The 22,476-nt window shown below is 40.7% G+C and carries 16 protein-coding genes and 1 tRNA gene; 2 read left to right on the top strand and 15 right to left on the bottom strand.

Going from position 1 to position 22,476, the window contains the following annotated elements; genetic code table 11:
* Positions 1 to 24: 24 nt before the first annotated feature.
* The 12 genes from pglZ to QQJ93_RS14610 form a co-directional block, all read right to left on the bottom strand.
* On the bottom strand, positions 25 to 2,610 hold the full coding sequence (gene pglZ, locus QQJ93_RS14665) for a BREX-1 system phosphatase PglZ type A (protein ID WP_089123107.1): 2,586 nt from the start codon (positions 2,608 to 2,610) through the stop codon (positions 25 to 27).
* An 8-nt stretch (positions 2,611 to 2,618) separates the two neighbouring features.
* Positions 2,619 to 6,137 (bottom strand): BREX-1 system adenine-specific DNA-methyltransferase PglX, encoded by a 3,519-nt coding sequence (gene pglX, locus QQJ93_RS14660; RefSeq protein ID WP_089123108.1) that lies wholly within the window; start codon positions 6,135 to 6,137, stop codon positions 2,619 to 2,621.
* A gap of 16 nt (positions 6,138 to 6,153) precedes the next feature.
* Positions 6,154 to 6,669: a hypothetical protein gene (locus QQJ93_RS14655; RefSeq protein WP_089123109.1), complete on the bottom strand. Its 516-nt coding sequence runs from the start codon at positions 6,667 to 6,669 to the stop codon at positions 6,154 to 6,156.
* Entirely contained in the window at positions 6,666 to 7,718 is a 1,053-nt protein-coding gene (locus QQJ93_RS14650) for an AAA family ATPase (protein WP_089123110.1), read from the bottom strand. Before QQJ93_RS14650 ends, QQJ93_RS14655 begins: the two co-directional genes overlap by 4 nt.
* Positions 7,715 to 11,275 (bottom strand): BREX system P-loop protein BrxC, encoded by a 3,561-nt coding sequence (brxC, locus tag QQJ93_RS14645; protein WP_284186107.1) that lies wholly within the window; start codon positions 11,273 to 11,275, stop codon positions 7,715 to 7,717. The genes QQJ93_RS14650 and brxC overlap by 4 nt, the downstream gene beginning before the upstream one ends.
* Before the next feature lie 15 nt (positions 11,276 to 11,290).
* Complete coding sequence (locus tag QQJ93_RS14640; protein WP_089123111.1) at positions 11,291 to 11,914, bottom strand: DUF1788 domain-containing protein; 624 nt, start codon at positions 11,912 to 11,914, stop codon at positions 11,291 to 11,293.
* Complete coding sequence (locus QQJ93_RS14635) at positions 11,915 to 12,505, bottom strand: DUF1819 family protein (protein ID WP_089123112.1); 591 nt, start codon at positions 12,503 to 12,505, stop codon at positions 11,915 to 11,917.
* Positions 12,505 to 12,699, bottom strand: coding sequence for a helix-turn-helix domain-containing protein (locus QQJ93_RS14630; RefSeq protein ID WP_089123113.1), 195 nt, complete (start codon positions 12,697 to 12,699; stop codon positions 12,505 to 12,507). Before QQJ93_RS14630 ends, QQJ93_RS14635 begins: the two co-directional genes overlap by 1 nt.
* A 144-nt stretch (positions 12,700 to 12,843) precedes the next feature.
* On the bottom strand, positions 12,844 to 13,716 hold the full coding sequence (locus tag QQJ93_RS14625) for a DUF7281 domain-containing protein (protein WP_089123114.1): 873 nt from the start codon (positions 13,714 to 13,716) through the stop codon (positions 12,844 to 12,846).
* On the bottom strand, positions 13,713 to 16,505 hold the full coding sequence (locus QQJ93_RS14620; protein ID WP_089123115.1) for a hypothetical protein: 2,793 nt from the start codon (positions 16,503 to 16,505) through the stop codon (positions 13,713 to 13,715). Before QQJ93_RS14620 ends, QQJ93_RS14625 begins: the two co-directional genes overlap by 4 nt.
* Complete coding sequence (locus tag QQJ93_RS14615; RefSeq protein ID WP_089123116.1) at positions 16,499 to 17,068, bottom strand: condensin complex protein MksE; 570 nt, start codon at positions 17,066 to 17,068, stop codon at positions 16,499 to 16,501. Before QQJ93_RS14615 ends, QQJ93_RS14620 begins: the two co-directional genes overlap by 7 nt.
* A complete protein-coding gene (locus QQJ93_RS14610; protein ID WP_089123117.1) occupies positions 17,040 to 18,335 on the bottom strand; it encodes a hypothetical protein in 1,296 nt (431 codons plus the stop codon). The genes QQJ93_RS14615 and QQJ93_RS14610 overlap by 29 nt, the downstream gene beginning before the upstream one ends.
* A gap of 147 nt (positions 18,336 to 18,482) precedes the next feature.
* On the opposite strand from QQJ93_RS14610, the gene QQJ93_RS14605 reads away from it, so the two are divergent.
* Positions 18,483 to 19,343 carry a helix-turn-helix transcriptional regulator gene (locus QQJ93_RS14605; protein WP_089123118.1) on the top strand — a complete coding sequence of 287 codons (861 nt, stop codon included), beginning with the start codon at positions 18,483 to 18,485 and terminating at the stop codon, positions 19,341 to 19,343.
* 47 nt (positions 19,344 to 19,390) lie between these two features.
* On the opposite strand, the gene QQJ93_RS14600 is transcribed toward QQJ93_RS14605, so the two are convergent.
* Together QQJ93_RS14600 and QQJ93_RS14595 are read right to left on the bottom strand one after the other, a co-directional pair.
* Positions 19,391 to 19,478: transfer RNA gene (locus QQJ93_RS14600), tRNA-Ser, on the bottom strand.
* Between the two features lie 135 nt (positions 19,479 to 19,613).
* On the bottom strand, positions 19,614 to 20,054 hold the full coding sequence (locus QQJ93_RS14595; RefSeq protein ID WP_089123119.1) for an L-alanine exporter AlaE: 441 nt from the start codon (positions 20,052 to 20,054) through the stop codon (positions 19,614 to 19,616).
* 331 nt (positions 20,055 to 20,385) lie between these two features.
* Here QQJ93_RS14595 and QQJ93_RS14590 point away from each other — a divergent pair, with 331 nt between their 5' ends.
* Entirely contained in the window at positions 20,386 to 20,961 is a 576-nt protein-coding gene (locus QQJ93_RS14590; protein ID WP_089123120.1) for a UPF0149 family protein, read from the top strand.
* 219 nt (positions 20,962 to 21,180) lie between these two features.
* On the opposite strand, the gene nadA is transcribed toward QQJ93_RS14590, so the two are convergent.
* Complete coding sequence (gene nadA / locus QQJ93_RS14585) at positions 21,181 to 22,242, bottom strand: quinolinate synthase NadA (RefSeq protein WP_089123121.1); 1,062 nt, start codon at positions 22,240 to 22,242, stop codon at positions 21,181 to 21,183.
* Positions 22,243 to 22,476: the final 234 nt, after the last annotated feature.

Here is a 22,476-nt window from a genome sequence, read left to right as displayed (position 1 = left end):
GCTGGAAACTGTGTATTAATCTTTCTAAAAATCAAAATCTGACGTAAAGGAACGACGAATGGTATATCGCAGTTCTTTGTAAGACTTGAATTGATTGGTACCTACAACCGTCTCTTCTAGCCGAAGAATAACCTCTTGATTGTTAGCAGAGTCAGCCTCTTGATTCAGCAAGAAACGTAATTTCATTTCACGCTCTCGCGGATTCTCTGAAGTCAAATCTAAGTCGACAGTGTGACAGTCAGAAATAAGCGTGCCCGATTCCGTGTAGATGCCCAACCGCAGTGCTCTTGGTTGTATTTTTTCAGTTACTGCTTCTTCTTGATACAAGGTTACGGTTATCTGCCCACTAGTGATAACACTTGAGCCACTTCTAATCACGTCAACCTCAACCATTCTAATATCACTAGAACGCTTTTTATTGATACTAATGATTGGAATGATCACTTCTTGGAGAGAGGCCCCACCATGCACAAAACGACTACCAGAGCCACTCAATCGCAAGCGCTGAATACCCTTCGGCACAACAGCATGAACATCACCAACAACACCAAGGCCATCGTTACTAAAGGCTTTTAGTGATTTACCGCAAATTAAGCCCTTACCTAAAACAAAGCGTCTATCGTTGTATAAAATCTCACCTTCAACATCTTTTACAAGATAATCACTGTCTTCTAGAACGCTGTTTTGATAAATAAAGCCATGATCAGCGGTAATAATAATATTATTCGCATTAGCATTAGTGAGTTTCTTAACAAGCTTCATGAGATCGTCGAAAGTTTTCTCGGTCGCTTCAAACGCTTCCCCTTCAGACTGCATTTTGTCACCCGTATGATCTATACGGTTATGATAAATATACAGAACATCATTAGCCTTGAGCAGCTCTCGGTTGTGAGCTTGTGTGTTTTCAATAAGATCTTTAGCTTTGACCGCACTCGCTCGTTCGCCAATAATAGCTTTTAAGATTTTTTCTCTATTATCAGTACCTTGTGTAGATAAAGCCCCCATCAGCACTGTGCCCGTTTTGTTGTCAGCCAACTGTAACGGATACTCTTTCGATTGCGGCAATAGAGAAGCCATTCCCAGTTGGGTATAGCTTGGCATTGAAGATAACGCATGATCCAACTTTGCTTCAAAACGATCTTCTTGTCTTATACGACTTACCATTTCATCACCAGCTTCGAAACGGAACGCATCAGAAATAATGACGCAGACCTTTTTCTTCTTAGCTAAATACTGCCCCTCTACATACTTCTTAAAAAAGCGATTTTGCGGTTCAATATCGGTGACCTTCCATGCGGTCATAGCATCAACATGAGCCTGCCATGCATTAGTAAGTGGCTGGACATAATTATTGATATATAGGTTCTCAATCTGTTTTGTTAACGTGTCTAGCAACGAGTGTTGTGAAGAGACTTTCAGCGCATAAATATACTGTCGATACAACTGATCAAGCTTGAACCATTGCCTTGTGTATCGCTTAACCGCTTGGGAAGCGTCGGGCATATCAAATTGAACAGTATCTAGTAGTGCGAAAAACTGACTGGCGACATCTACAGCTTCATAGAGAAGCTCATATTTTTTATACCAATGCCCTTGTCTTCTTTGTCGGCACCAAAGAGTAACCTCACCTTGAGAGTATGTACGCTGAGCAACGCCATGTACGAGATCATGAATAACTTTGACGTCTATTAGTTCGAAATAGTCAAGCTCCAGAACCTCTTTCAAAGAACGTTGATTTAAATCACTTTCGATGTCTAAATCTGAAGCACATTTCTTCGATAGACTTTCAAACGTGTTTTGATGCGTACGACTGTCCTTCCAGCGCTTGAAAAATACCAGAGAGTTGTTGGTCATGTTTTGCTTCTGTGAAGCTTCAGCATCTAAGCTGACACCTTGTAAGCCTGTTGATAGCTCTGCAAGATAACTAAACTTAAACAGTTCAAAAACAAAATCCATAACTGACGGTGTGTCACTTTGGTAACCGTATTGAATGGCTACCTGTTGCCATAAGAACTCTTGGAGATTGCAGCTCACAACAAAAGAATACACGTCACCGACAGCTTGATCAGCCATCAGCAGCTCCAAAATCACATCTAAGCGAGCATCACCTTTTTGCTTCGCGCCAGCCGCTACTGCTAACATTTTTAGCCTTACCTGGCTAATGGTGTCATCAGTATCAAGCAAACTCTTCAATATACTCTTGCGCGATTCAGATAGTGAGCGAGCAGTCTCATCATCTCCTTGCGGCTCAAAAAACTTAGCGTGCTTTTCTACCAACTCGGAAAACTCACCAGGCAAATCCAGCTCACTCAGCCAGATAGCCGATTGATCAGTTTCGAACACCGCATTCGCTAGCTCTATATCGTATAACCAGTTCTTGAGCGGTTCTGGCTGCTTATCTTCTTTATACAGCAAGAAGTTAGCTTTAGGCTGTTCACGCAACAGCCTATATTTAATAGAAAACTCGTTATTCTCGATTTCAATTTTTTCAACATTTTCAATCTTTAAGATCTCAAAATCCGCACGTAGCTCTCGTTTGTCGTCGTACCAAAATACGACACGATTTTTTTCGAACAAACGTTTAAGTGCGACTGTAATTCTTGTTGTCATGAGATGCCTTACGATAACCCCGGTACTTTTTTAAGTGCTTTGCCAAACAGCGGGTAATTGTGCTTCACACCATCATCTAAGTCTATTTCAACTTTCTCGCCCGCCAGTGGGTAGAGCACATCGTGCTCATAGTCATTGATTTCATCAAGAACCTTATTTATCTTCGCAATTGTCTTGATTGCTTGTGTTTTATCTTTCTGGCTTGCTGATACGCTGATTTCAGTTTGCTCTTGGCTTTCTTTACGCGCTAACAGTTTGGTACGGAACTCTCGCAAGTAGTTGTTCAGCACAACGTCCACAGTATCTTTATTATAGCGATGCATATAGATCAGCGCATTAAACGAACCTTTAGGGCTAGAGAACATCCAGTATATTGGGCGCTTCTTGTAGCGTTTAACATGTTCGGTATAGAAATCTTTCACAAAATATTTCTTAATATCCTTACCGATAGCAGCTTCAATAAACGCTAAGTTTTCACTGAAGTGATCTTCTCCAAACGTAACTTTTAAGAACTGCTTAAAACATTCAGTAATATCGTCTTCAAACCAATCACCTTCAAAATCGATGAGTGGAACGACATTATCTTTATCAAGCATAAAAGATGGTTGTGGTACTTTATCTATATAAGTTTCTAAAGAATCGCCTTTATTAGCTAAAATCAGACCTTCTTTATCAATTGAATACCTTCCAAAAATACAGCCAACCCCATATGACACAAAGTCTTTTACCGTATCTGTTTTTAAGGTATTCTCAGCACAAGATTGATCCTGAATGGTTCCACTATAACGATAAAATGGATTGCAACTTAAAGTGATAGCTTCTGTTGGAATGCTGTTAGTGATCTCTTCAGTAAGATTATAGTTTTCAATAAAGATTCTATTGATTTCCTCCTCTATATTCTTCAAATCACATACCGATGTGTTCCACAACTTGGAAAGCTGAATGTACGCATCGCTAATTAATCCGCTTTCTCTTTCAATTAGACCATGTTTTGTAAAGTCGCGTGATAACTCATTTTGGTCCCAATCATTTTTTGCAATAGTGATTGCTTTATTGGCAAGGTCCAAAACTCTCTCACGAGATTCAATGTTGCACATAACCCTAACTTCACTGATTTGATTTGGCCCGAAATTAACAGATGGTGCTAATATTTTTAGAAATTCACTTCCTACTTTTGAGTTGAGTAAAGCCATAGACACTAATTGCTCAGACTCACTACCGAATGCACACATCCCAGCATTGGTAAACAAAGTCCCCTTACCAAACTTTCGAACACTGATTGAGCCAGTCGAGATAGCACTCCACGTTATCCCCGGCTTAAAATAATGTCCCATACCTGTTACGGTACGAGTAATCGAGTTGTACTTCTTTTTGGCAAATGATTTGATATCATATCCGTCATCTTGCCAATTAAGCACACAATCATTAAATCCAAACCACTTCCGGTACCCCCCTCCATGATTGATTGGATACCACTTGTTATCTGACGAATCCTTACTTATAGAGTATTTAGATACCTCATGCCAAAACCGAATGAATCTATCATTGTCGAGTGTTTTCATACCCTGTGCAGTATCTAAATTATCCCCTAAACGAACACCCGATTTAAATGCATTAAGTAAGCTTTTTGAAGCCCAATACGCCAACGGAGTTCCTGGTATAGCCAAGTAGTCTCCGGATTTTTTTTCAATGCGCAATTTGCTATCTGGGTTAGCTATAACTTCAAGTAATGTATTGTCTTTTGCAGCCTCTGACTTACCACTAACCAAATTAATATAGGTGGCCAGTTTATCTCTATTGGATATATTTTCGATAACGTACGCAGTAGTCGAAACTACTTCCCCTCCAATACTACCGAATGCACGTGTTCCTAGGTGGATCATAGATGAGATTGTTGTTTGGCGAAGCAAATAGTTCCTAAGTTTTTCATACGAAGCTAAAAACATCCAACTTTGCATATTTATCATAGCTGAGTAACCACGAGAAACTGTTAGTTTCAGGTTGCGTTCGATAAACATAGAAAAAAGATCTGACTTGGTCTTCGGGTAGTTGTCTGTTGCCCATTTTGACAAACGAGGATTCATTCCTCGATTCCCCATGTATGGAGGATTAGCAATAACTATCTGATATTTTTGACTCAAATAATCAGCTTGTTTGAGTGCTTTCAATACTGATTTATGCGTATCCGCTAAAAAGAGTTGTCCTGAGACATCTTTAGAGTCCAACATCGCTAAAATATCCGCTGGATTTTTCAAAGTTGGCTGAATTAAGGAACCGAAATTATCGGCCTCTTCAAACTCTTTAAGCGTCGCTCTTAAGTTTTTAGTAAACAGATCTACTCCGACAAACTCAAAATACTCATCAAGTTCAATTCCAGAGAACGAAATATTTTGAATATGACAAATATTAGGCTCAATTGGGTTTCGGAAAAAACGACGGCGATTATTGCCTTCATCTAAAGGATTACCTTTAAGCGCTTTCATGCTTAACGCAAAAGCTGCCAGCTCAGCTGCTCGCTCATCAATCTCGATACCGTATAAGTTATGGGTTAAGATTTTCTCAGGGATCTCTGACGAGTCATAACCCGCATCCAAATAAATTGCATAGAGCAAATCATAGGCGTAAGTCAGCATATGACCGGAGCCACATGCTGGGTCGCAGATCTTTAACTCTTCCGGACTAGAGACTTTTAAGTAGTCTTTCTCTTCCTCAACAGGTTTGATGTAGTAATCCATCTGCTCAACTACCTTAGAGCTAGGATTATTTAACATCCATAAGCGACCGAGAGAGTTTTCCACCAAGTACCTAACGATCCAGTGTGGGGTAAATAATTGAGTCGCTGCCGGAATATTTTCTGGCGTAATCTTTTTATTTTTCTTTAGACCTTCAAAAACTTGGTCTTTCTTCTCAGAAATATAGAACTGGTATAACCAACCAATCGATTCAACTGATTCACAGTTTTCAGGTGTCATTGCCTCACGGGTATACGCCAAAATCGAGTTACCCGATAACAAATCATCAGGCATCAGCAATTCTGTATAGTCTTCAATACGTTCAAATAGATACGGCATCAGACGGTGATAATCGTTACATACAGCAACAATCATTAATCGGTAGGCTTCTGACTGACCATCACGGCTCGGAATAGATCCATTTAATAGGCCATTGATTTCATCGCGTGCTTTTTCATTGAAAATACCGTCATCTAGGTGACCGGCTTTTGCTTCAGCTAAGATCTCAGGCTGGAACTGCCCAGCGACAGGCGAAACCACCATAATACGGTTGTACTGATTTGCATCCATAAACCGAAGTGCACAGAAACGGTTGAACCAGGTGTAAGCTACCTGCTCAAGAAGCTGTTCTTCACCTAGCTCTTGCTTTTTATTCTCTAATTCTTTAACTGCTTTCGGTGACTCACGACGAGCTAAGCTACCTTCTGCAAGAACAAGTTTTAGTTTAGTTTGTACTTGTTCAATCAGGCTTCTACGCGCAAATTGAGCGAATTTTTTTAGTCTGGATGTATCCATTACCGTTTTCTCTTATTTATTCTGGAACGACACGTCTAACTGGCCACTTAGGGAAATTTTCATTCCACGACTCAATGTTAAATACCTGTACATTGTTAACAACTTGCCTCTGCCACCGTGGTGTATCGTGATTCATCGGTGGCAGCTTGGCCGTTATTTCATCCGATAAGTTACCTAACAACTCTTCTTCTAACGTTACTAGGTTTATATAGTGGATTGGTTTATTTGTTTTATTTTCAGCCCACCTGTAGATAAAGCTATCCAAATACTTAGAAGCAAAAGTCGTACTCAGTTTGCCTTCGTTTACTTCTCTTAAAAATTTACGCTTTTGTTTCTCACGTGCATTCGGGTTGTTTGGGTCTTTAACCTCAACAAATAAAATTGCGGGCTCTAATTCAACAATAAAATCTACTCGGTGCATTGCACCTATACCATGGTAATTTGGTAGCTTCTTATCACTCATCTCATCAAAGACAATAGCGTCGATCGCATCAGTAAAATTAAACTCCAAGTCCCTTTCAATCAAAATCACTTACCTAAGTCTCCCATTTTAAGATTGACTTGCGCTTTAGTAAGGTCACTGAAAGTATCCGATATTGCATTTACTGATAATGATTTAAAATTATCCGCATGATCTAGTTGAATTTTTTTAGATTTATCTCTGTATAAGGCGTGGTATCTCACTTGATCACCTTTTTCCTTATCAGAAAGAAGATCAAACCACTTGAGAAACACGTAATCATGAGTAGCTATTACTATCTGCAAGCCGTTTCTAGATAGCTCAAGAAGAATTTTGACAAGTATTTCCATCAACTTTGGGTTTAAATTGGATTCAGGCTCGTCCCAAAATAACGTGCCAGAAACCCCAGGCTGAATTGCTCCAGTTTCTAAAAGTCTTCCCAGCATTCCTGCTTTACGGAAACCCTCTGCCACCACGTTCGCTGAATATTCATTATTCTCCGATTGAAACGTAACTTTGCCACCACCGTAAAAAACAAACTTGCCGCCAACAACTTCATTTATCTTATCGATCGCCCATTTAGCCTTCTCTTGTAAAGCACCTTCCCTAATTTCAGGTAAATCAAGAGATAGACATATATCTTGATAAGTTTGATCAAAAGAAAGGTCAAATCGCTCATAAAGACTGCTAAAACCTTTCATAAAGGACAAAACTTCTTTAGTCGGTATATAAACTGGAGCTGCTAAGGTTTCATCTAGCTGCCCTTTACCTTTTACCGTAACTGACTGAGAGTTATTAAAAAATCCTAACTCGATATCCTTATCGTTCCCAAAAACAAGCTTTACCTTGGCATTGGATTCAGCTCCATTTCTGTGCAGTTTCCCAAGCTTGTCATCAAGAGGCATATATAGATCGATGAATCTTTCTGTCATTTTGGTGCGAATAACATCATCATTACTGGCACCAATTTGTTGCCGCGTACTAGAGGCACCGTATGCAGCCTTTAGAAGCTGGGTTTTACCCGTACCATTCTCACCAATAATAATGTTTATTTTTGGGCTAAGATCGATATCTAACTGTTCAAAAAGCGTGAAATTTTCAAGAGAAATTTTATCTATCATAGCTGTATATTCTTCCCATCTTTAATGGCTTGTAATAGCGCCTTTTTGTACTCTTCAACGTATCCTTCAACATCATCGACAGTTGAAAGCCAAGGCTTAGTGTATTCAACTTTAATTTGTTTAGCTGAAACACTTTTTACTTGTTTTTTTACAGATGATTTAACGTTTACTTGCGTTTGATCGCCTGTTGTGTTGTCTCCAAAATTGATATCTGGTTTATATCCATTTTGAGACTCAGGAAGCGCTGGTTGCGACCACTCCATCAACTTTTGAACAAGCTTGCTATATGTCTGCTCTTCAAAGCGCCTGGCTTCATCACGCAACATTGCAATCAATGACTGTTGCTCAAGCTTAGCAACAACGCGCGTAAATTCTGCCTTGAGTTGCTCTTGTCTTTGTAGCTCCAACGCTTTGAACTCTTCAAAACTAGTCAGCTTTGTTTCCAAAGAACTGATAGTCTCAATAGCATTCTTTTGTTCCGCCTTTACTTGCGCCTGAATTTTACTTAGCAGTGCTTCAGTATCTGCTTTGAGCCGCTGAATCGAACTGCCCTTGTAAATGTCTGCATTTACTAGTGCATTTTGAATACTTTGATATTCATCACCCTCAACATACTCGAGATTGGCTTTTTGGTCCGTTAGCGCTTGTTTGGCAGCATCATAGATAGACTTTTGAGAGCCTTTCATGAACTTAACTACTGGATCTATGGTTCTTTCTTTGTAATCAAACCAAGTGTCTTCTTGTTTAACCAATTCCGTCATAAACCATGTATAAGGTTTAGTTTTGAAGTCATTTATCTTTTCTACAATATCTGACAATACTCGCAAGAATGGATACTGCGATGCTTGAGATAGTAGCTTATCAAGACCACTTGCCTGCTCTAGAAAAGCTTCTTGAAGCTCTTTTGCTATCGCTTTCGGTTCAGATGCATGGGCAACTTTTTCAAAATAGTCGTTGTAGAAATCTTTTACTGCTCTAAGTTGAGACGGCGTAAACTCCACCTGAGGATCAAGAATAAGGTTTCCATGAACGCTAATGTTACGGAGTGCACGTGATAGCTCCGCGTCATCGAGCAAGTTCGTTGCTTCGCGAACCTCTACCTTACTGTTGGCACAAAGGTAAGCTAAATTGCACAGCACTGCTGCATAAGACCAGCCATAAGGCTTGCTTTCAAACTTCTCAAGTAGAGACTTAACTGTCGTTCTTACACCACCACGGCTGTTACTTTGGATATGAGAGAACATTTCCTGCTGTGGCTCTGGCAATTGGGTGTCATATCCCAAAATACCTTGGCCTGCTTTCTTAATAATGTCGGGAATATCAGATTCACGATACGTAATGTCACGCAGCATTTTGAGGTTAGGATAGGTATATTTAATTAGCTCACCAAACGCTCGGATGATCTTACCTTGACCATCTTCACCAGATAGCTCTACCTCTTTACCCGCAACAAAATAAGTCGCGGAACCCACAAGTTTTGAAGTTAACGCTTTAAGTTGATTGTAACGCTCAACATTCTGCAGCCCTTTCTCTGTAAGAATACGCTTGATGTTATCTTGCTGAGTTGCTTTCGTCTCATGAGCAACATACTTCTCAGTTTGCTTGTAGAGCACTAAGTCGCTGACCAGTCTTGAACTTTCAGGCAACACGACTCTCAATTCATGATTGAATAACGTATCAGACTTATGTTTCTCAAACGCATCACGGTAATCATGGAACGATGTGATAAAGTTGATGGCTAATTCGCTTTCTCGACCAGACAATTTATCGTCTAGCTTTCTGCTGAAAGGATAGTCTTGGTTGTTCTCTTCCCAGCGAATTTTGCGATTTTTCAAAACACCATCGTAGATAAGCTTATCTAGTTGCGAAGCAATCACATCAGAATCAATTTCTGTGTCTTTAATCGCTTTCTCTATATCTTGCTCTTCATCCGTTAGGTACTCAAAAAGATCCCCATTACGCTGAATGTAGGTTTCCTTTTCAAGAAGGTTTAGAGCGCCTTCCACTTCTAGCTTGAGCGAAGGAATATTTCGCGAGAAACTATCGTGCATTAACACGCATAGATTTCTTAGCGTCGGCTTAAACTCTTTGACATACTTAACTAGGAACAGGGCTTTCAATAGACGGATAGCAAATTGATTGTCTAAGTTCAGCTCAGCTCTCAATATAGCTTGCTGGTTTGCTGTCTTCAGTGCTGTTCGAATACCTTCAAACATAAGATCAAAAGTTGCCAGTTCACCTAGCTTATGGTCTTTTATCGCAACGGCAACTTGCTGGAACACACCCAGCATCGAACGCTCACCTACCGAGCTATGCTTACCTTCAAAAGCACCATACGTCGATAGATTTTGAATTGCAGACTGGAACAAGCCAAATTGGTACGGAATAAACGGATAGCTTTGAATGAAATGATCTTTGTCTTTGAAATTTTTATAAGACTGCGACCCATCTGCAAAATCAAATAGGGTCTTAAAGCTATTTTCTTGTTCATGGTATAAATCTGACAGAGCGGGGATAAACTCGTCTTTCTTTTCCAGTAAACGTCGTTGAATGACTTCTGCTACGTCTTGACTGGTCAGCTTCATTCTGTTTTTGAAGCGAGCCTGGATCTTTGTAAAATCATTTTCGCTTTGTTGGTCAACTTCACCGATAACGGATGACATATCTTCTTGAGCTGTCACGATGACCCAAGCTTGACCATTACATTTTGTCGCCAAGCTCTCAGCAACAGTTTGCAAGTTAGTCATCAATTTAACGTTGCCAGCTACATACTGACCTACTTCATCAACAAAGAAGTTAAGTCTGAATCCATCTTCTTGCTCTGCAATATAACTCTTAACTTGGTCAGCAAAATCTTCAATCGAAAGACGATAATCTGAGCGGTACTTATCTAAAATGCCTGAAACTTGTTGGCCTGTGATTGCGTTGTAGGCTTCATCAACAGCACCTGCCATTCTTTTTGCACGTGCACGACCGTGCTCCCAGCTTTTACCGCTGATAGATTCAAATTTACTCTTGAATTGTTCTAAAAGGCCATCTTCTTTTAGCTCTCGTTCGAATTGTGCAATGTAAGCTTGCTTACCATAAAAACCGCAATGTTCATCGAACACTTTTACGAATACGGCGATTAGAGCATCCAACTCTGTTTTACTGATAACATCGGCTTTTTGGTCAATATTAAAGAGGATACTCTCAGACGGAATGTTGACGGCACGTTTGAGATCATTTGCAAAGATTCCACCTTCATTCAAAGGTCGCTTCTCCAAAAAGAGCTCTAATGGTGTAACATCCTCTATCGGATTATTCTGAAGCAATAAGGCAAGCATTTTTAAAAGGTGAGATTTACCCGAACCAAAAAAGCCAGATATCCAAACCCCATTAGCACCTTGATAATTAAGGTAAGCGTCTAAAAAAATATCTAAGCGCTTAGCTACTTCATCCGTAATAACATATTCATCCAATTCTACGTACAGAGCAACATCATCATCAGCTTTGATGACGCCTTCAATAGGGCGATCTACTTTCTTATTGAATAGTTCTTCTAATTTCATATTCATTATTAACAACTTCCTTTAGCTTGCCCTGTCTAAAATATTGAATGCACGATAGTATTTGTCATCTTCTAAGGTACCAAACAGGATTAGCGATGAACCTTTTTCAAGAGAATGCTTATATTTGCCAGGAAAAAACAGCAACATTGGTTTGTCTTTTGCTTTAATCTGCAGGTTTTCTAATAAGCTACTAGAACGGATGTATGGAAACACCTCACCAACTCCAGTAATCATTAGAATGTCAAAGACACTTTCAGCCATCTTCTGAACAATCGCGGGGATCAAAATAGTCTTAGTATCAATAATCCCTTGAAGCTCTTCCTTTAGTTCATCTTTTGACATTGTTGTTTCATTATCTAACAACCACTCCCAGTCACCTTCTTTTTTCGAGATATCAATAACAAGATCGTAGAGATTTACTTCAAGAACTTTTACTTGCGCATCCCTTAGGTAATTCTTAACTTGCTTGACCAGTACATTGATTTCACTCTGAAGTGAGGGTTCAAAAGGACAAATATGAAAAGGAATATCCCCGTTAAGCCCTTCCATTTTGATAAATGGATCGCTTGATAAAACATCGGTTAAGTGCGTATATGCATCTGAGAGATTCGCCTTAGTCAACACACTGTTAAACTTACCTGACATTTAACTGTATTCTCCTGGGTAGATTCGAAGGTAGTCAGCGTTACTTTGCTTGATTAACTCCTCGAGCTCCTTGGAGATTTGTTGGTGTATCATCACTTTATTCTCATCCACTAAACCACACTCGACTAGCATCTTGAACATAATCTGCTGAGCTTTGTATCGGGACTGTTGGGTAATCTTATCTAAGTTACTATACCACTCGGCTTTAGCATTCAAAAACGCGGCATAGTCTTCTGGATAGAGTTGAAACTGGCTTTTACTGTACCGCTCTGATAGCACTTCAATAGCAAATTGATACGTAAATGGATATTGACGACAAATCGCCAACCAAACGAGATGTTTTACATCGACGTCTGACGTTGTCATCAATGCTAGCTCATCATTAGATAGGGTTTTCAATCGCTTAGAAACCTCACCATATACGGTTTTAGATGTGCTTTCTGTTCGCGTTTGCAACAGGTTATTCGCTAACACTTCTTCACGAACCAAACTCCAATCTTTAAATTGGATGTACTGTTCAGCAATGATTATACTTTCATGAATCAATGCAGGTCTTAGGGTGAGTGACAATTTTTCATTGGTATTGCTCATTATTGCTCACCCTCTGAAGGCTCTGCCGCACTGCCGCTTCTTACCCATTCATCAACTTCGTCAGTTTTAAACTTCCAAAGTCGCCCCACCCTATGAGCAGGAAGCCCTTTTTTCTCACGCCATGCGTAGACAGTATCTTTGCTTACACCGAGGTAAGCGGCAATTTCTTCCACAGAAAGCCAGCGGTCAGTCATGATAAATCCATTCTTGAAAATTAACGATTTATTGTATCATGTTCTTGACTTTCAGATACAGACCGTAGATCCGATTAACTCTGATTTGGTCGGGTTTGATCGGAATTTGAACTATAAAATAATGCGGTTATTAAATTAGTTGAGCTAGAGCCAGATCACTTCTTGCTCAAGAGCTAATCCTTTCATTTTCATCTCTGTGACTAGCTCTTGCAAATTAGAAGAATGAGCCAACAAATTGCTACTATTCTCAATAAATGAGTTGAATTCTCTTGCCGTATCAACCCAAAGCTGGTTTTGTCCGTAACGGTTCATAAGTATCTTCCAATTCGGCATCATCCAAAACTCTGCTCTATCTTCTAACTTTTCCCACAAGCGCCGGTAGTTGTTTAGCCCGACGCCATCATAGTCAGAAAAAAAATAAACCATCGATGCTCTTTCAGGTACTGATAGCCATTCGATCAGTTTGTTGTGTAACTGCCCTCGGTACCATATAACGGTAGTGGGTTCGTTATTAGGTAACCAATCTAAGCTGTCAAACAATGCTTGGTTTTCCACCAGCCAAATAGAATGCTGAGTGGTAAGATCCCTATTTCTTTCTCCACCCACTTCAAGGGAAAAAACACCAAACTCTTCTGTCGTAACATTTAAATGTTCAGTTGCCTCTCCGGAAGACACCCATAACGGATTAGTAACAGCTTTAGCCAGCACGTAGGTAACATCGTGGCCTGCTCTGCCTAGCTTACTACTACGTGTCAAGGCTATGTTTACGGCTCTTTTCGGGACTGATGGAGACACGTTTTGATTTGGTGCCAACTGCTTTAATGTGACTTTAACGACATCTATCAATAGAATGCTGTAGACAACACCACGGCCTTTAGGGATAACTTGTACACTCTGAGTTTGTCGACTGAACTCATCAAGCTGCTTCTTTTGAGATGACGTCAATGTGCTTCCGGCAATGGGATCAGGGTAAACCTCGATTAGTCGCGCTAGTGCCTTAGCCAATATCTGGCTCATAGTGATGGCTCCACTTGTGGTTGCGACAATTCTTTGCTCTCAATTGGTTCGAAAATCTGCCAACTATTTTTGCTGATGTGGTTCTTGCCATTCGCTTGATGGATTGGCACACAATAACGCACGGTAGTTAACGGTGCTGGTGAGGCAAAAATCAATGCAAAACCGAATTGGTCAGCAATCTCTATCAAATTAGCTTGGTTCTTGGTATCCAGGGCTAACGCCTCATCCAAATAACATACCGCTTTCATTTGGTGGCGCTTGTCTTGCATTAAGTAAAGCATTGCAAGGCCAGTCACAAGCTTAGCCATCAATACGGTTCCGTTAGAAGCCGCACTATCAATATCTTCAAATGACTCTTGCTGTTGTCCTTGCTTGGCAACAACAAACTCAAGTCTAAACAAGTCTGCTACCCTCAGACCATGACGGGCATTACCCTCTTCAATCAACAGGCTCTTCGCTCGATCTAACTCTGCATCATCAAGAATACTGCCTTGATCAAACAGCTCGAAACTCTGACCGCTTTCAGTTTGCTCTGCTTGCTGGATTAGTATATTCATCGCATCAACAAGTGGACTTTCTTCAACTGGCTCAATTTTGAATACTTTGAGATCTGATAACTGCCTGTGACTGATTAATCGGTTGAACTCCCTCATCTTACTCTGCAAAGTATAAAAACCACTACGCAGCTCTCTTAAACTCGCTGCCACTGTAACAACCTTAGAACGCGCCCACTTTTCTAACGCTTGCTTTTCGTCGTCTAAACGATAACTGAATTGAATAATGCGTTTTAACTCTTCATCTTGAGTTTGCGCCATCTGGAATTTAGTGAGGCCTTTTTGACTCAACTCGTTTTTCATTTGACGCAATTCTTTGGACAACTTATCAAGGTCTTTGCAATTCTCGATATACTGTTCGAGACGAGCAGGTAGATATTCGAGAGACCATTCATCCATCACAATCCAAGGGGTATGAGGCTGTTCCGAAAGCATGCTAAACAGTGCTTGATCATCAATTCTTTGTTTTTTCAGCTTTTCAACAAGTTCATCGTCCGAAACAAGCTTATGTAGCTTATCCGTAACCTCTCCGATTTGCTGTGCAAGTTCATTGTACTTCTTGTCCGCATTATCAAGAGTAGTATTGATCGCTGCCAGCTGATTCTCAAATGTCTGTCTCTGCTCGATTCGCTGTACCTGGTCTTTTTTGAATTGTTGCAGCTGTTGATAGTCCCTCAAGTCCTGTTCACACTGTTTTACTGCTTGATTTAATTCGTTCTTTTTCCTCTCAGCAGCTTCACCTTCTCTACTTACTTCAAGCAATTGTTTTAGTTCTATTATTTGCTTATTAACATCGTCTATTTCCTCTACCAACTCCTGCTCTGTTTTTTGAACATGCTGAGGAATAAGCTCCTCAAGGGAAAGTTTTAAACCTGAAAGTGACAGTTGCTCAGAAGATTCACCATTGAGCATGTCTCTAAGCTGATTGATGTCAAACGAATACTGCGAAGGTGGCAGTTGCATTACTCGTTGGCTAAGAACTTTGTTCAGTCTTTCTAATTCATAATCATTGAGCACTTTAGAAAGATGAAGGTATAAATTGTCACCCAACGTTTGATGCTGAGACTGCAACCTGTGCAGCTGCTCTTCTTTCTCTTTCAATTGTTTACTAATCGCGGCAGAAGAAGACCGCTGTGATTGAATACACAAAGCAGCCTGAGCATCATATTTTTGCTCCGCAGTGTTCAATTGACTCTCTAAAAATGATTGACTAGGAATCAAGGCAAACCGCTCTTCCAACTCTTGTCGCTGCTTCTCGGTACGGTTTAACTCTTTCAATTTATTGGTTAAGTCTGTTCGCTCTCCTGCACGGGCAATATCTTGGCTTCGGAGCTCACATTGTGTTTGCTCCAGCTCACTTTTTTGTGTTGATAGATTCTCCGTGAGCGTTTGAACATGACCATGCCAATCCTGCAGCAGTTGATTAACCTTAGACTGGCATGCGGCGATCTTTCCTCGTAGCGACAAGGTATGCTCAAACTTTTGTTCGATCTCTTGAATCGTTTCCAAATTATTTACAGCAGCTAGGTACTGCTCACGCTCTAGATTAATGTCTTGAAATGCTTTCTCCCACTCCTGCTTAAAATCAATACTGTAGTTTAGCTGATCTCGACTGAATATCTTCAACAAGTAGTCTTTCACATCACTGGAGTTGAGCTTATCGAGCCTAAGCGTTTTAGTTAATACTTGCTGGAAAGAGCTCGCATGACTAACACTCTCCAGTTTGAATACCGTAAAGTCGATGTCGCTGGTTTTCTTACTTTTTGCGCCGCCATAAATCGAGTGTCGAAATTCTTTATCATTAAATTTATAGACTCGATGTTGCTTTGTCGCTAAGTGGTTGACTAACTTTGGTTGGGCAACGATATTGCCATCATCCATACGGAAATCATCTAAGTTTAATTCACCTTTATAAGCGAAGTATTCGTAGTCATAGCCTACCCCTTTACCGACACATCCAAACACCACGGTGCCAGTTTGCGGTAGGATAACTTCGAGCAGAATGTAAGCGCTGTTGTTCGGGAAGTAAAAGCGGCGAGCTTTCTCTAATGTATGAGAGCCGAAATCCATCCTTCTTTTATCAATGATGAGCAGAAATTGGAGCGCATTGATTAGGCTTGTTTTACCATGGTTATTTGGCGCAATTAATGACACAGAGTCGTCAAGAGGAAGTTCAGCTCGCTGGTAGCCAGCACTGCCAATTAACGCTAAACGTTGAAAACCGTAACTTAGCATGATTCATCTTCCTCATAAGCTGCCACATCGCTTTCGGCTGTTTGTTCAGTGATAGCTTCAAAATGGTCTAGGTAGCGATATACCGAAGGCAGCAAACGCCAATGATTGTTCTCTTGAGCGGCAAAGCCTTTTCGCACTGCATTATCAAGTATCTTTTCTAGTGCATCTTGGTCGAGCTCTTCTGCATCCAAAAGCTCTTGATTCTTTTCGTAGATCTCATCTAGCAAGGCATTATCAATCGTCCATTGGTAAAACTGACCAAGGGAGCGGCCGCTATCTGCTTGATAGTCAAATATCACCATCAGCAATAGTGCTAACTGACGTGACTGTTTATTGATGTTCTGATTACCATCTTCATCATGGAACCAAGCAAAACCCCGACCATCAATACGCAAATCAAAGCCTAAGTTAGCAAATAGGTGCTGGTACTGCTCTGCTTGCTGTTCTAGCTCATGCCATAGAGCAGCATCCGTCGAGCGATTTAGGTGCCGTCCAGAATTAAAAAGGCTAAATAGCTCAGTCAAATGAGCCAGCTCATTTAAATCGATTTTGCTCGTTTGCATTATCAACATCCTTTGTATTTGTTGAGCCAATCAACGTCTTTATTCTATGTGGGTGGTAGGTTACAACTATTGTATTCAGCGCTGTGGTACTTGAGCTAATCCCTAATGTGCTTTGCCATTGAGGATCACGAACAAGCTCGTGATAGAGTCGCAACAACTCTGCATCTGTCAGGTGCTGATAGTTTCCTTTGAGCCACATCATTAGATTCGAAACCGGTAGCGAGTCAGCAAGCTGATCCCTCAAAAGCTCTTCATCAACCCAGTTGATAATTGAGCTAGTTAGTGCTTCCTCTTCATCCGGGAATGGCATAGATCTAGGTTCAAAGTCCAAAAATTCTGCCATCAGCTCACGCACTGCATTACCCAATTGAACCTTACTCACCCGGCTGCTTTTCCACATAGGCAAATCTTCGGCATTCAGCCCTCGCACTAAGCCCTTTTTACGAACTTGGCTTAACTGCTTGCTGATCACGGCTGAAAGTTGATTGTGCTGCCTAGCTTCCTCTCTTAATGGCAATAAGGTATCAGCACATTGCTGAGCAATGACTCGACCTTGGAATCGAAGGTCTTTGACTTGATAAGCTATCTGCCGCATTGCCAGCCTTTGTTGATACAAAGAACCACGTATGGAAAGTATGTCAACGGCAGTATCGAGTGCTTCTTCCGCCTTTTCTAATAAGGGGTAGAAACTGCCGCCAAGGCCGCTATCCATCATTTCGTTCATGGGTTCTACGTATTGGTCATACACTTCCAAGACTTCACGGTAACGACGCTCAATTGGGACACTGGTGTCCGCAGACTTCGCCAATTCTGCTATTTCAAAGATGGCTTGTTTGTCCTGAGTTAACTGTTGGGTAATTTTTCTAATCAGTTCCGATAGCCGGTTCGCGCCAGTACGAAGTAAATCGTTGTCCTCTGCATCGAGCCCTTCTAGCACTTGGCTGGTGGCATCTTTAACCGCATCAACTCGCGCTTTAAGTACCGCTGATAGACCTAACTCATGCTCCTGGGTTAATCCTCTGACAAAGTCCACAACTAGCGTATTTAGCTGATAGTCGCTGCTACGATTGATAGACTGAAGAATGTCTGCATTAACAAGGCTGGTGAGTACAGTATTACTTTCCGAATGTTTACTTTTGTACTGATTGATCACCTGTTCAAGTGCTTTCAGATCAAATCCTGGAAACTCTCTCGAAAGCCGAGTTAACTGCTCAACCACCTCCCAATGTTGGTGTAGCTGAAAGATGAGACTTTTCGGTGCAGCCATCTATCATTTCCTTATTTGTAAAATGAAATTCCAACAAACTTTGCTCTACGTTGACTCTTAGGTACCCTCGAAATAATATGACTACAGTAACGACAGGTAAATACTGAATACATACACACGTCGCAAAACTGGACAGGAAATAATCACATGAAGAAGTGGCCAATACGCTGGGATTTATTATTTCGTTATCGTTTAATTGAGATTATTGCCTTGTGGGAAGGCAGGCTGACAACCAATCATTTGATGCAAAGCTTTGGTATTGGACGTCAGCAAGCTTCTAAAGATATCAACTCTTATTTGGCTGAAATTGCGCCTGGTAATCTCATCTATGATAAGCATCTCAAAGGTTATAAACCTAGTCGTACATTCGTACCCAAGCTCACCACAGGGCATGCTAATGAGTATCTTCATATCCTCTCTCGCAGTGAAGATATGACTTATACGTTTTCAGATCTCAATATGGGTTTTGATAACACAACTTGGGTTCGTCCTGTCGCTAGAAATATTTCACCTGAGATTTTACGCCCGTTAATTCAGGCCATTCGAGAGAAGAAACGTGTCGATATATGCTACACATCTCCGAAATATGGATTAGAAGTCGAACGGATTATTTCGCCGCACACTCTTGTTTGCACGCCTCTTCGTTGGCATGTACGCGCTTATTGTGAACATGCAAAAGATTATCGTGATTTTGTTTTAAGCCGTATTCGAGGAATTCCTGATATCAATGACAAAACACAATATAGTAAGCAGCAAGATACGCTTTGGAATAAGAAAGTAGAGATTCAATTTGTGCCAGATTTACGTTTTGATGAAAAACAAAGAGCTGTGATTGAACACGATTTCGGGATGATTGATGGCGTTTTAAGTATAAAAACGAACCCAACACTCATTCAATACATATTGGATGCGTATAACGTGAATATGTACACGCAAAATGGCAAGCCACAGGGGCAACAAATCGTCTTACAAAACGATCAAGATTTAAGGCCATATTTACCGTTTTAATTTTATCAATACAAAAAGCCCCAGCATTTCTACTGGGGCTTCGAATGTGGCGGTGAGTGAGAGATTCGAACTCTCGGTACGTTGCCGTACACACACTTTCCAGGCGTGCTCCTTCAGCCACTCGGACAACTCACCGTATTTTGTCGGTTAAGGCTTCGCTTAACGAGGCGCTAATTTAATGATTATGCTGAGTAAGGTCAAGCGCTTTGGGGTATTTTCCCATGTTTTATGGTTAAGTGGTCAATATTTAGCTTATTTGTATATTTCTACTTAAGAATACATCGGTACTCTAAACCACTTGCGACATGCATCTAAAAACACGCCATACACAATACCCATTCCACCGGCGACTACTGCGTTGCTGATCACTGCGGTTAAAATTTGATTTGAGGTTGCGCCGACAATTAATAAGATCAGTGCATAAACTGGCGATTGGAATATCACATAAGCAAGCATATCAGCTAATTTCTTCATCCAACGGCTCATTGAAATATGTTGGCTTTTTCGTAGTACCCAATCTCTGAATAAACCGTATGGAATGGCGATAATAATGTTTACTGGAATCGATAAGGTTCTTGAGGCTAAAGATTGTTGAAAAGACATGCCTGATACGAAGATCTCTATCGCCATACCAGCAATAAAACTAAACACTACCATTGCAAACATATCAGCTGCTGCTTGACGAAAGCGGGTTGAACCAGAAATCGACATTTTTGTACCTACCTATCAAGAATAAAAGCCTAATAAAAATGGTGAGTTAAGTCGCGATTTACTCCCCTTCTCACTTTAGGCAGATTATATTCCTATTACGCCAGACAATTCAAAGCATTAAAATCCATTTAATTATTACTTGGTGGATTTTACAATTATATTTTTAAAGTAAACCTAGTTAATAAATCTAGTTATTTAAAATAATACAAACGGATTCACTATCCTTTTGATTGGGCTTTTTCTCAAAGGGCTTTAAACTTTTCTAATAACGGTATGTTCTCACCTATGAGCTTGCTATCATTACCTCATCATTTGTGAATAGGTAAATACCGTGACGTTAGATGAACTACTAAGCCAACCTGAGCTTGAAAACAAATTATTAAATGCAGCACAAACACAAGGCTTTATCACTGCCATGGCGGCTGCACCACATTTGCTCAATCCTTCTGAATGGCTCCCGTTCTTATGGGGTGGTGAAGAAACGGCTCCTTTTGAAAGTGCTGAGCAGTTTGAGCAATATGCTGAGCTTGTGATTGCAGAATGGAACCGCATTCACCCTGCTTTGCTTGAAGGTACCTGGAGCTGGCCGGAAGGTTACACTCTAGATGAAGAAGAAGTGGTGACAGAATCCGTTCGTGACTTTGCTGAAGGCTTATTACAAGGCTGGCAGCTTAGCCGTGATGATTGGGAGAATTTGATGCCTGAAGACAGTGAAGATAATGCCTTACTTGGTGGTGTATTGCTTTCTGTTAGCATGCTATATGATCCAGAAACGGCTATTATGACACTATCTGATCAAGGTTTAACTGGCTTAGACGAATTTGCTGAAATCTACAATGCCATGCCTGTCATGCTGTGTGGTTTAACGCTGCGTGGTAATCAGTTGGCGCAAGATACGAATCATTAAACGAGTTTCGAGTTTCGAGTTTCGAGTTTCGAGTTTCGAGAAAGCATAAAATCGCTCGAGTAACTAGCAAGAACTAAGCTAAAAATTAAGGCCGATATATTGGGTTATATCGGCCTTATTCAATAGCTAAAAGATGTTCCGAGAACCGAGAGCGCTTTGCTTCGATCTTTTCCACGCTACTCGTAACACGCTACCCGAAACAAAATTGCTTTTCGGCTTCTAAGCATTCCCTTTAACTTTTAAGTTTAATGATTCTGCAAAATCTAGCATACGGTTTAATGGAATAAGTGACTTAACACGGGTTTCTTCATCAACAAAGATTTCATGCCCTTTACCGCCATCTGATAACGCACTTTCAATCGCTTTTAGTCCGTTCATTGCCATCCACGGACAATGTGCACAGCTACGACATGTTGCGCCATTCCCTGCGGTTGGGGCTTCTACTAGCTCTTTTTCTGGAACTAGTTGCTGCATTTTAAAGAAAATACCTTTGTCGGTCGCCACAATCATTTTTTGGTGAGGTAATTCTTTGGCCGCTTTGATCAGCTGGCTCGTCGAACCTACCGCATCAGCAAGTTCAACTACGCTAGCTGGTGATTCTGGATGAACTAATACTGCGGCTTCTGGGTATAAAGCCTTCATATCTTTTAATGCTTTGGCAGAGAACTCATCATGTACGATACATTCTCCTTGCCATAACAGCATATCGGCACCCGTTTTTTTCGCGATATAAGAACCTAAATGACGGTCAGGCCCCCAAATGATTTTCTTATCTTCTGAATCTAAGTGCTCTACAATTTCTAATGCAATACTTGAGGTGACTACCCAGTCGGCGCGGGCTTTTACCGCTGCCGAAGTATTGGCATAAACAACTACGGTGTGATCTGGGTGCGCATCACAAAACTCAGTAAATTTATCCGCAGGACACCCGAGATCTAATGAACACTCCGCCTCGAGTGTTGGCATAAGAATCCGTTTTTCTGGAGTAAGGATCTTGGCCGATTCGCCCATAAAGCGAACACCGGCAATGATAAGCGTAGATGCTGAATGACGATTACCAAATTTCGCCATTTCTAATGAATCGCCAACAAAGCCACCGGTTTCTTCTGCGAGTGCTTGAATCTCAGGATCGGTGTAATAGTGTGCGATCAGCACCGCGTCTTTTTCTATCAGAAGTGCTTTTATTTTTTGAATATAATCTGCACGTTGCTCTGCAGTCAAAGCGACTGGTTTTGGGGGAAATGGATATACGGTATCGATTGTATCGTTGATATGCGCCATTGCTCTTACTCTACGCAGTTTTAATAATTCGATTATTGTACACCTATTAAGGGGAATACTAAAACCGGACTTTGTATACCCAAGCAACTTCAAGGTTCGCGTTTCAATAAAGTAAAAATAATTAAGCCACCATTTCGATTAAGACGATGGTGGCTTAAATGATATACACATATACCCAAGTAACTTCAAGATGCGAGTTTCAGCATCTTGAAGTTACTTGGGTATAAAATGACT

This window comes from Vibrio algivorus, from assembly GCF_030161215.1.
GTDB classification, from domain to species: domain Bacteria; phylum Pseudomonadota; class Gammaproteobacteria; order Enterobacterales; family Vibrionaceae; genus Vibrio; species Vibrio algivorus.
Note: the sequence above shows the minus strand (reverse complement) of the source record. Positions and strands in the feature narration are given on the sequence as shown.

What these genes read in the sequence shown, in the direction of transcription:
- pglZ (WP_089123107.1), bottom strand. Translation starts at nt 2,610, where the DNA reads ATGACAACAAGAATTACAGTCGCACTTAAACGTTTGTTCGAAAAAAAT.
- pglX (WP_089123108.1), bottom strand. Translation starts at nt 6,137, where the DNA reads ATGGATACATCCAGACTAAAAAAATTCGCTCAATTTGCGCGTAGAAGC.
- QQJ93_RS14650 (WP_089123110.1), bottom strand. Translation starts at nt 7,718, where the DNA reads ATGATAGATAAAATTTCTCTTGAAAATTTCACGCTTTTTGAACAGTTA.
- brxC (WP_284186107.1), bottom strand. Translation starts at nt 11,275, where the DNA reads ATGAATATGAAATTAGAAGAACTATTCAATAAGAAAGTAGATCGCCCT.
- QQJ93_RS14640 (WP_089123111.1), bottom strand. Translation starts at nt 11,914, where the DNA reads ATGTCAGGTAAGTTTAACAGTGTGTTGACTAAGGCGAATCTCTCAGAT.
- QQJ93_RS14635 (WP_089123112.1), bottom strand. Translation starts at nt 12,505, where the DNA reads ATGAGCAATACCAATGAAAAATTGTCACTCACCCTAAGACCTGCATTG.
- QQJ93_RS14630 (WP_089123113.1), bottom strand. Translation starts at nt 12,699, where the DNA reads ATGACTGACCGCTGGCTTTCTGTGGAAGAAATTGCCGCTTACCTCGGT.
- QQJ93_RS14625 (WP_089123114.1), bottom strand. Translation starts at nt 13,716, where the DNA reads ATGAGCCAGATATTGGCTAAGGCACTAGCGCGACTAATCGAGGTTTAC.
- QQJ93_RS14620 (WP_089123115.1), bottom strand. Translation starts at nt 16,505, where the DNA reads ATGCTAAGTTACGGTTTTCAACGTTTAGCGTTAATTGGCAGTGCTGGC.
- QQJ93_RS14615 (WP_089123116.1), bottom strand. Translation starts at nt 17,068, where the DNA reads ATGCAAACGAGCAAAATCGATTTAAATGAGCTGGCTCATTTGACTGAG.
- QQJ93_RS14610 (WP_089123117.1), bottom strand. Translation starts at nt 18,335, where the DNA reads ATGGCTGCACCGAAAAGTCTCATCTTTCAGCTACACCAACATTGGGAG.
- QQJ93_RS14605 (WP_089123118.1), top strand. Translation starts at nt 18,483, where the DNA reads ATGAAGAAGTGGCCAATACGCTGGGATTTATTATTTCGTTATCGTTTA.
- QQJ93_RS14595 (WP_089123119.1), bottom strand. Translation starts at nt 20,054, where the DNA reads ATGTCGATTTCTGGTTCAACCCGCTTTCGTCAAGCAGCAGCTGATATG.
- nadA (WP_089123121.1), bottom strand. Translation starts at nt 22,242, where the DNA reads ATGGCGCATATCAACGATACAATCGATACCGTATATCCATTTCCCCCA.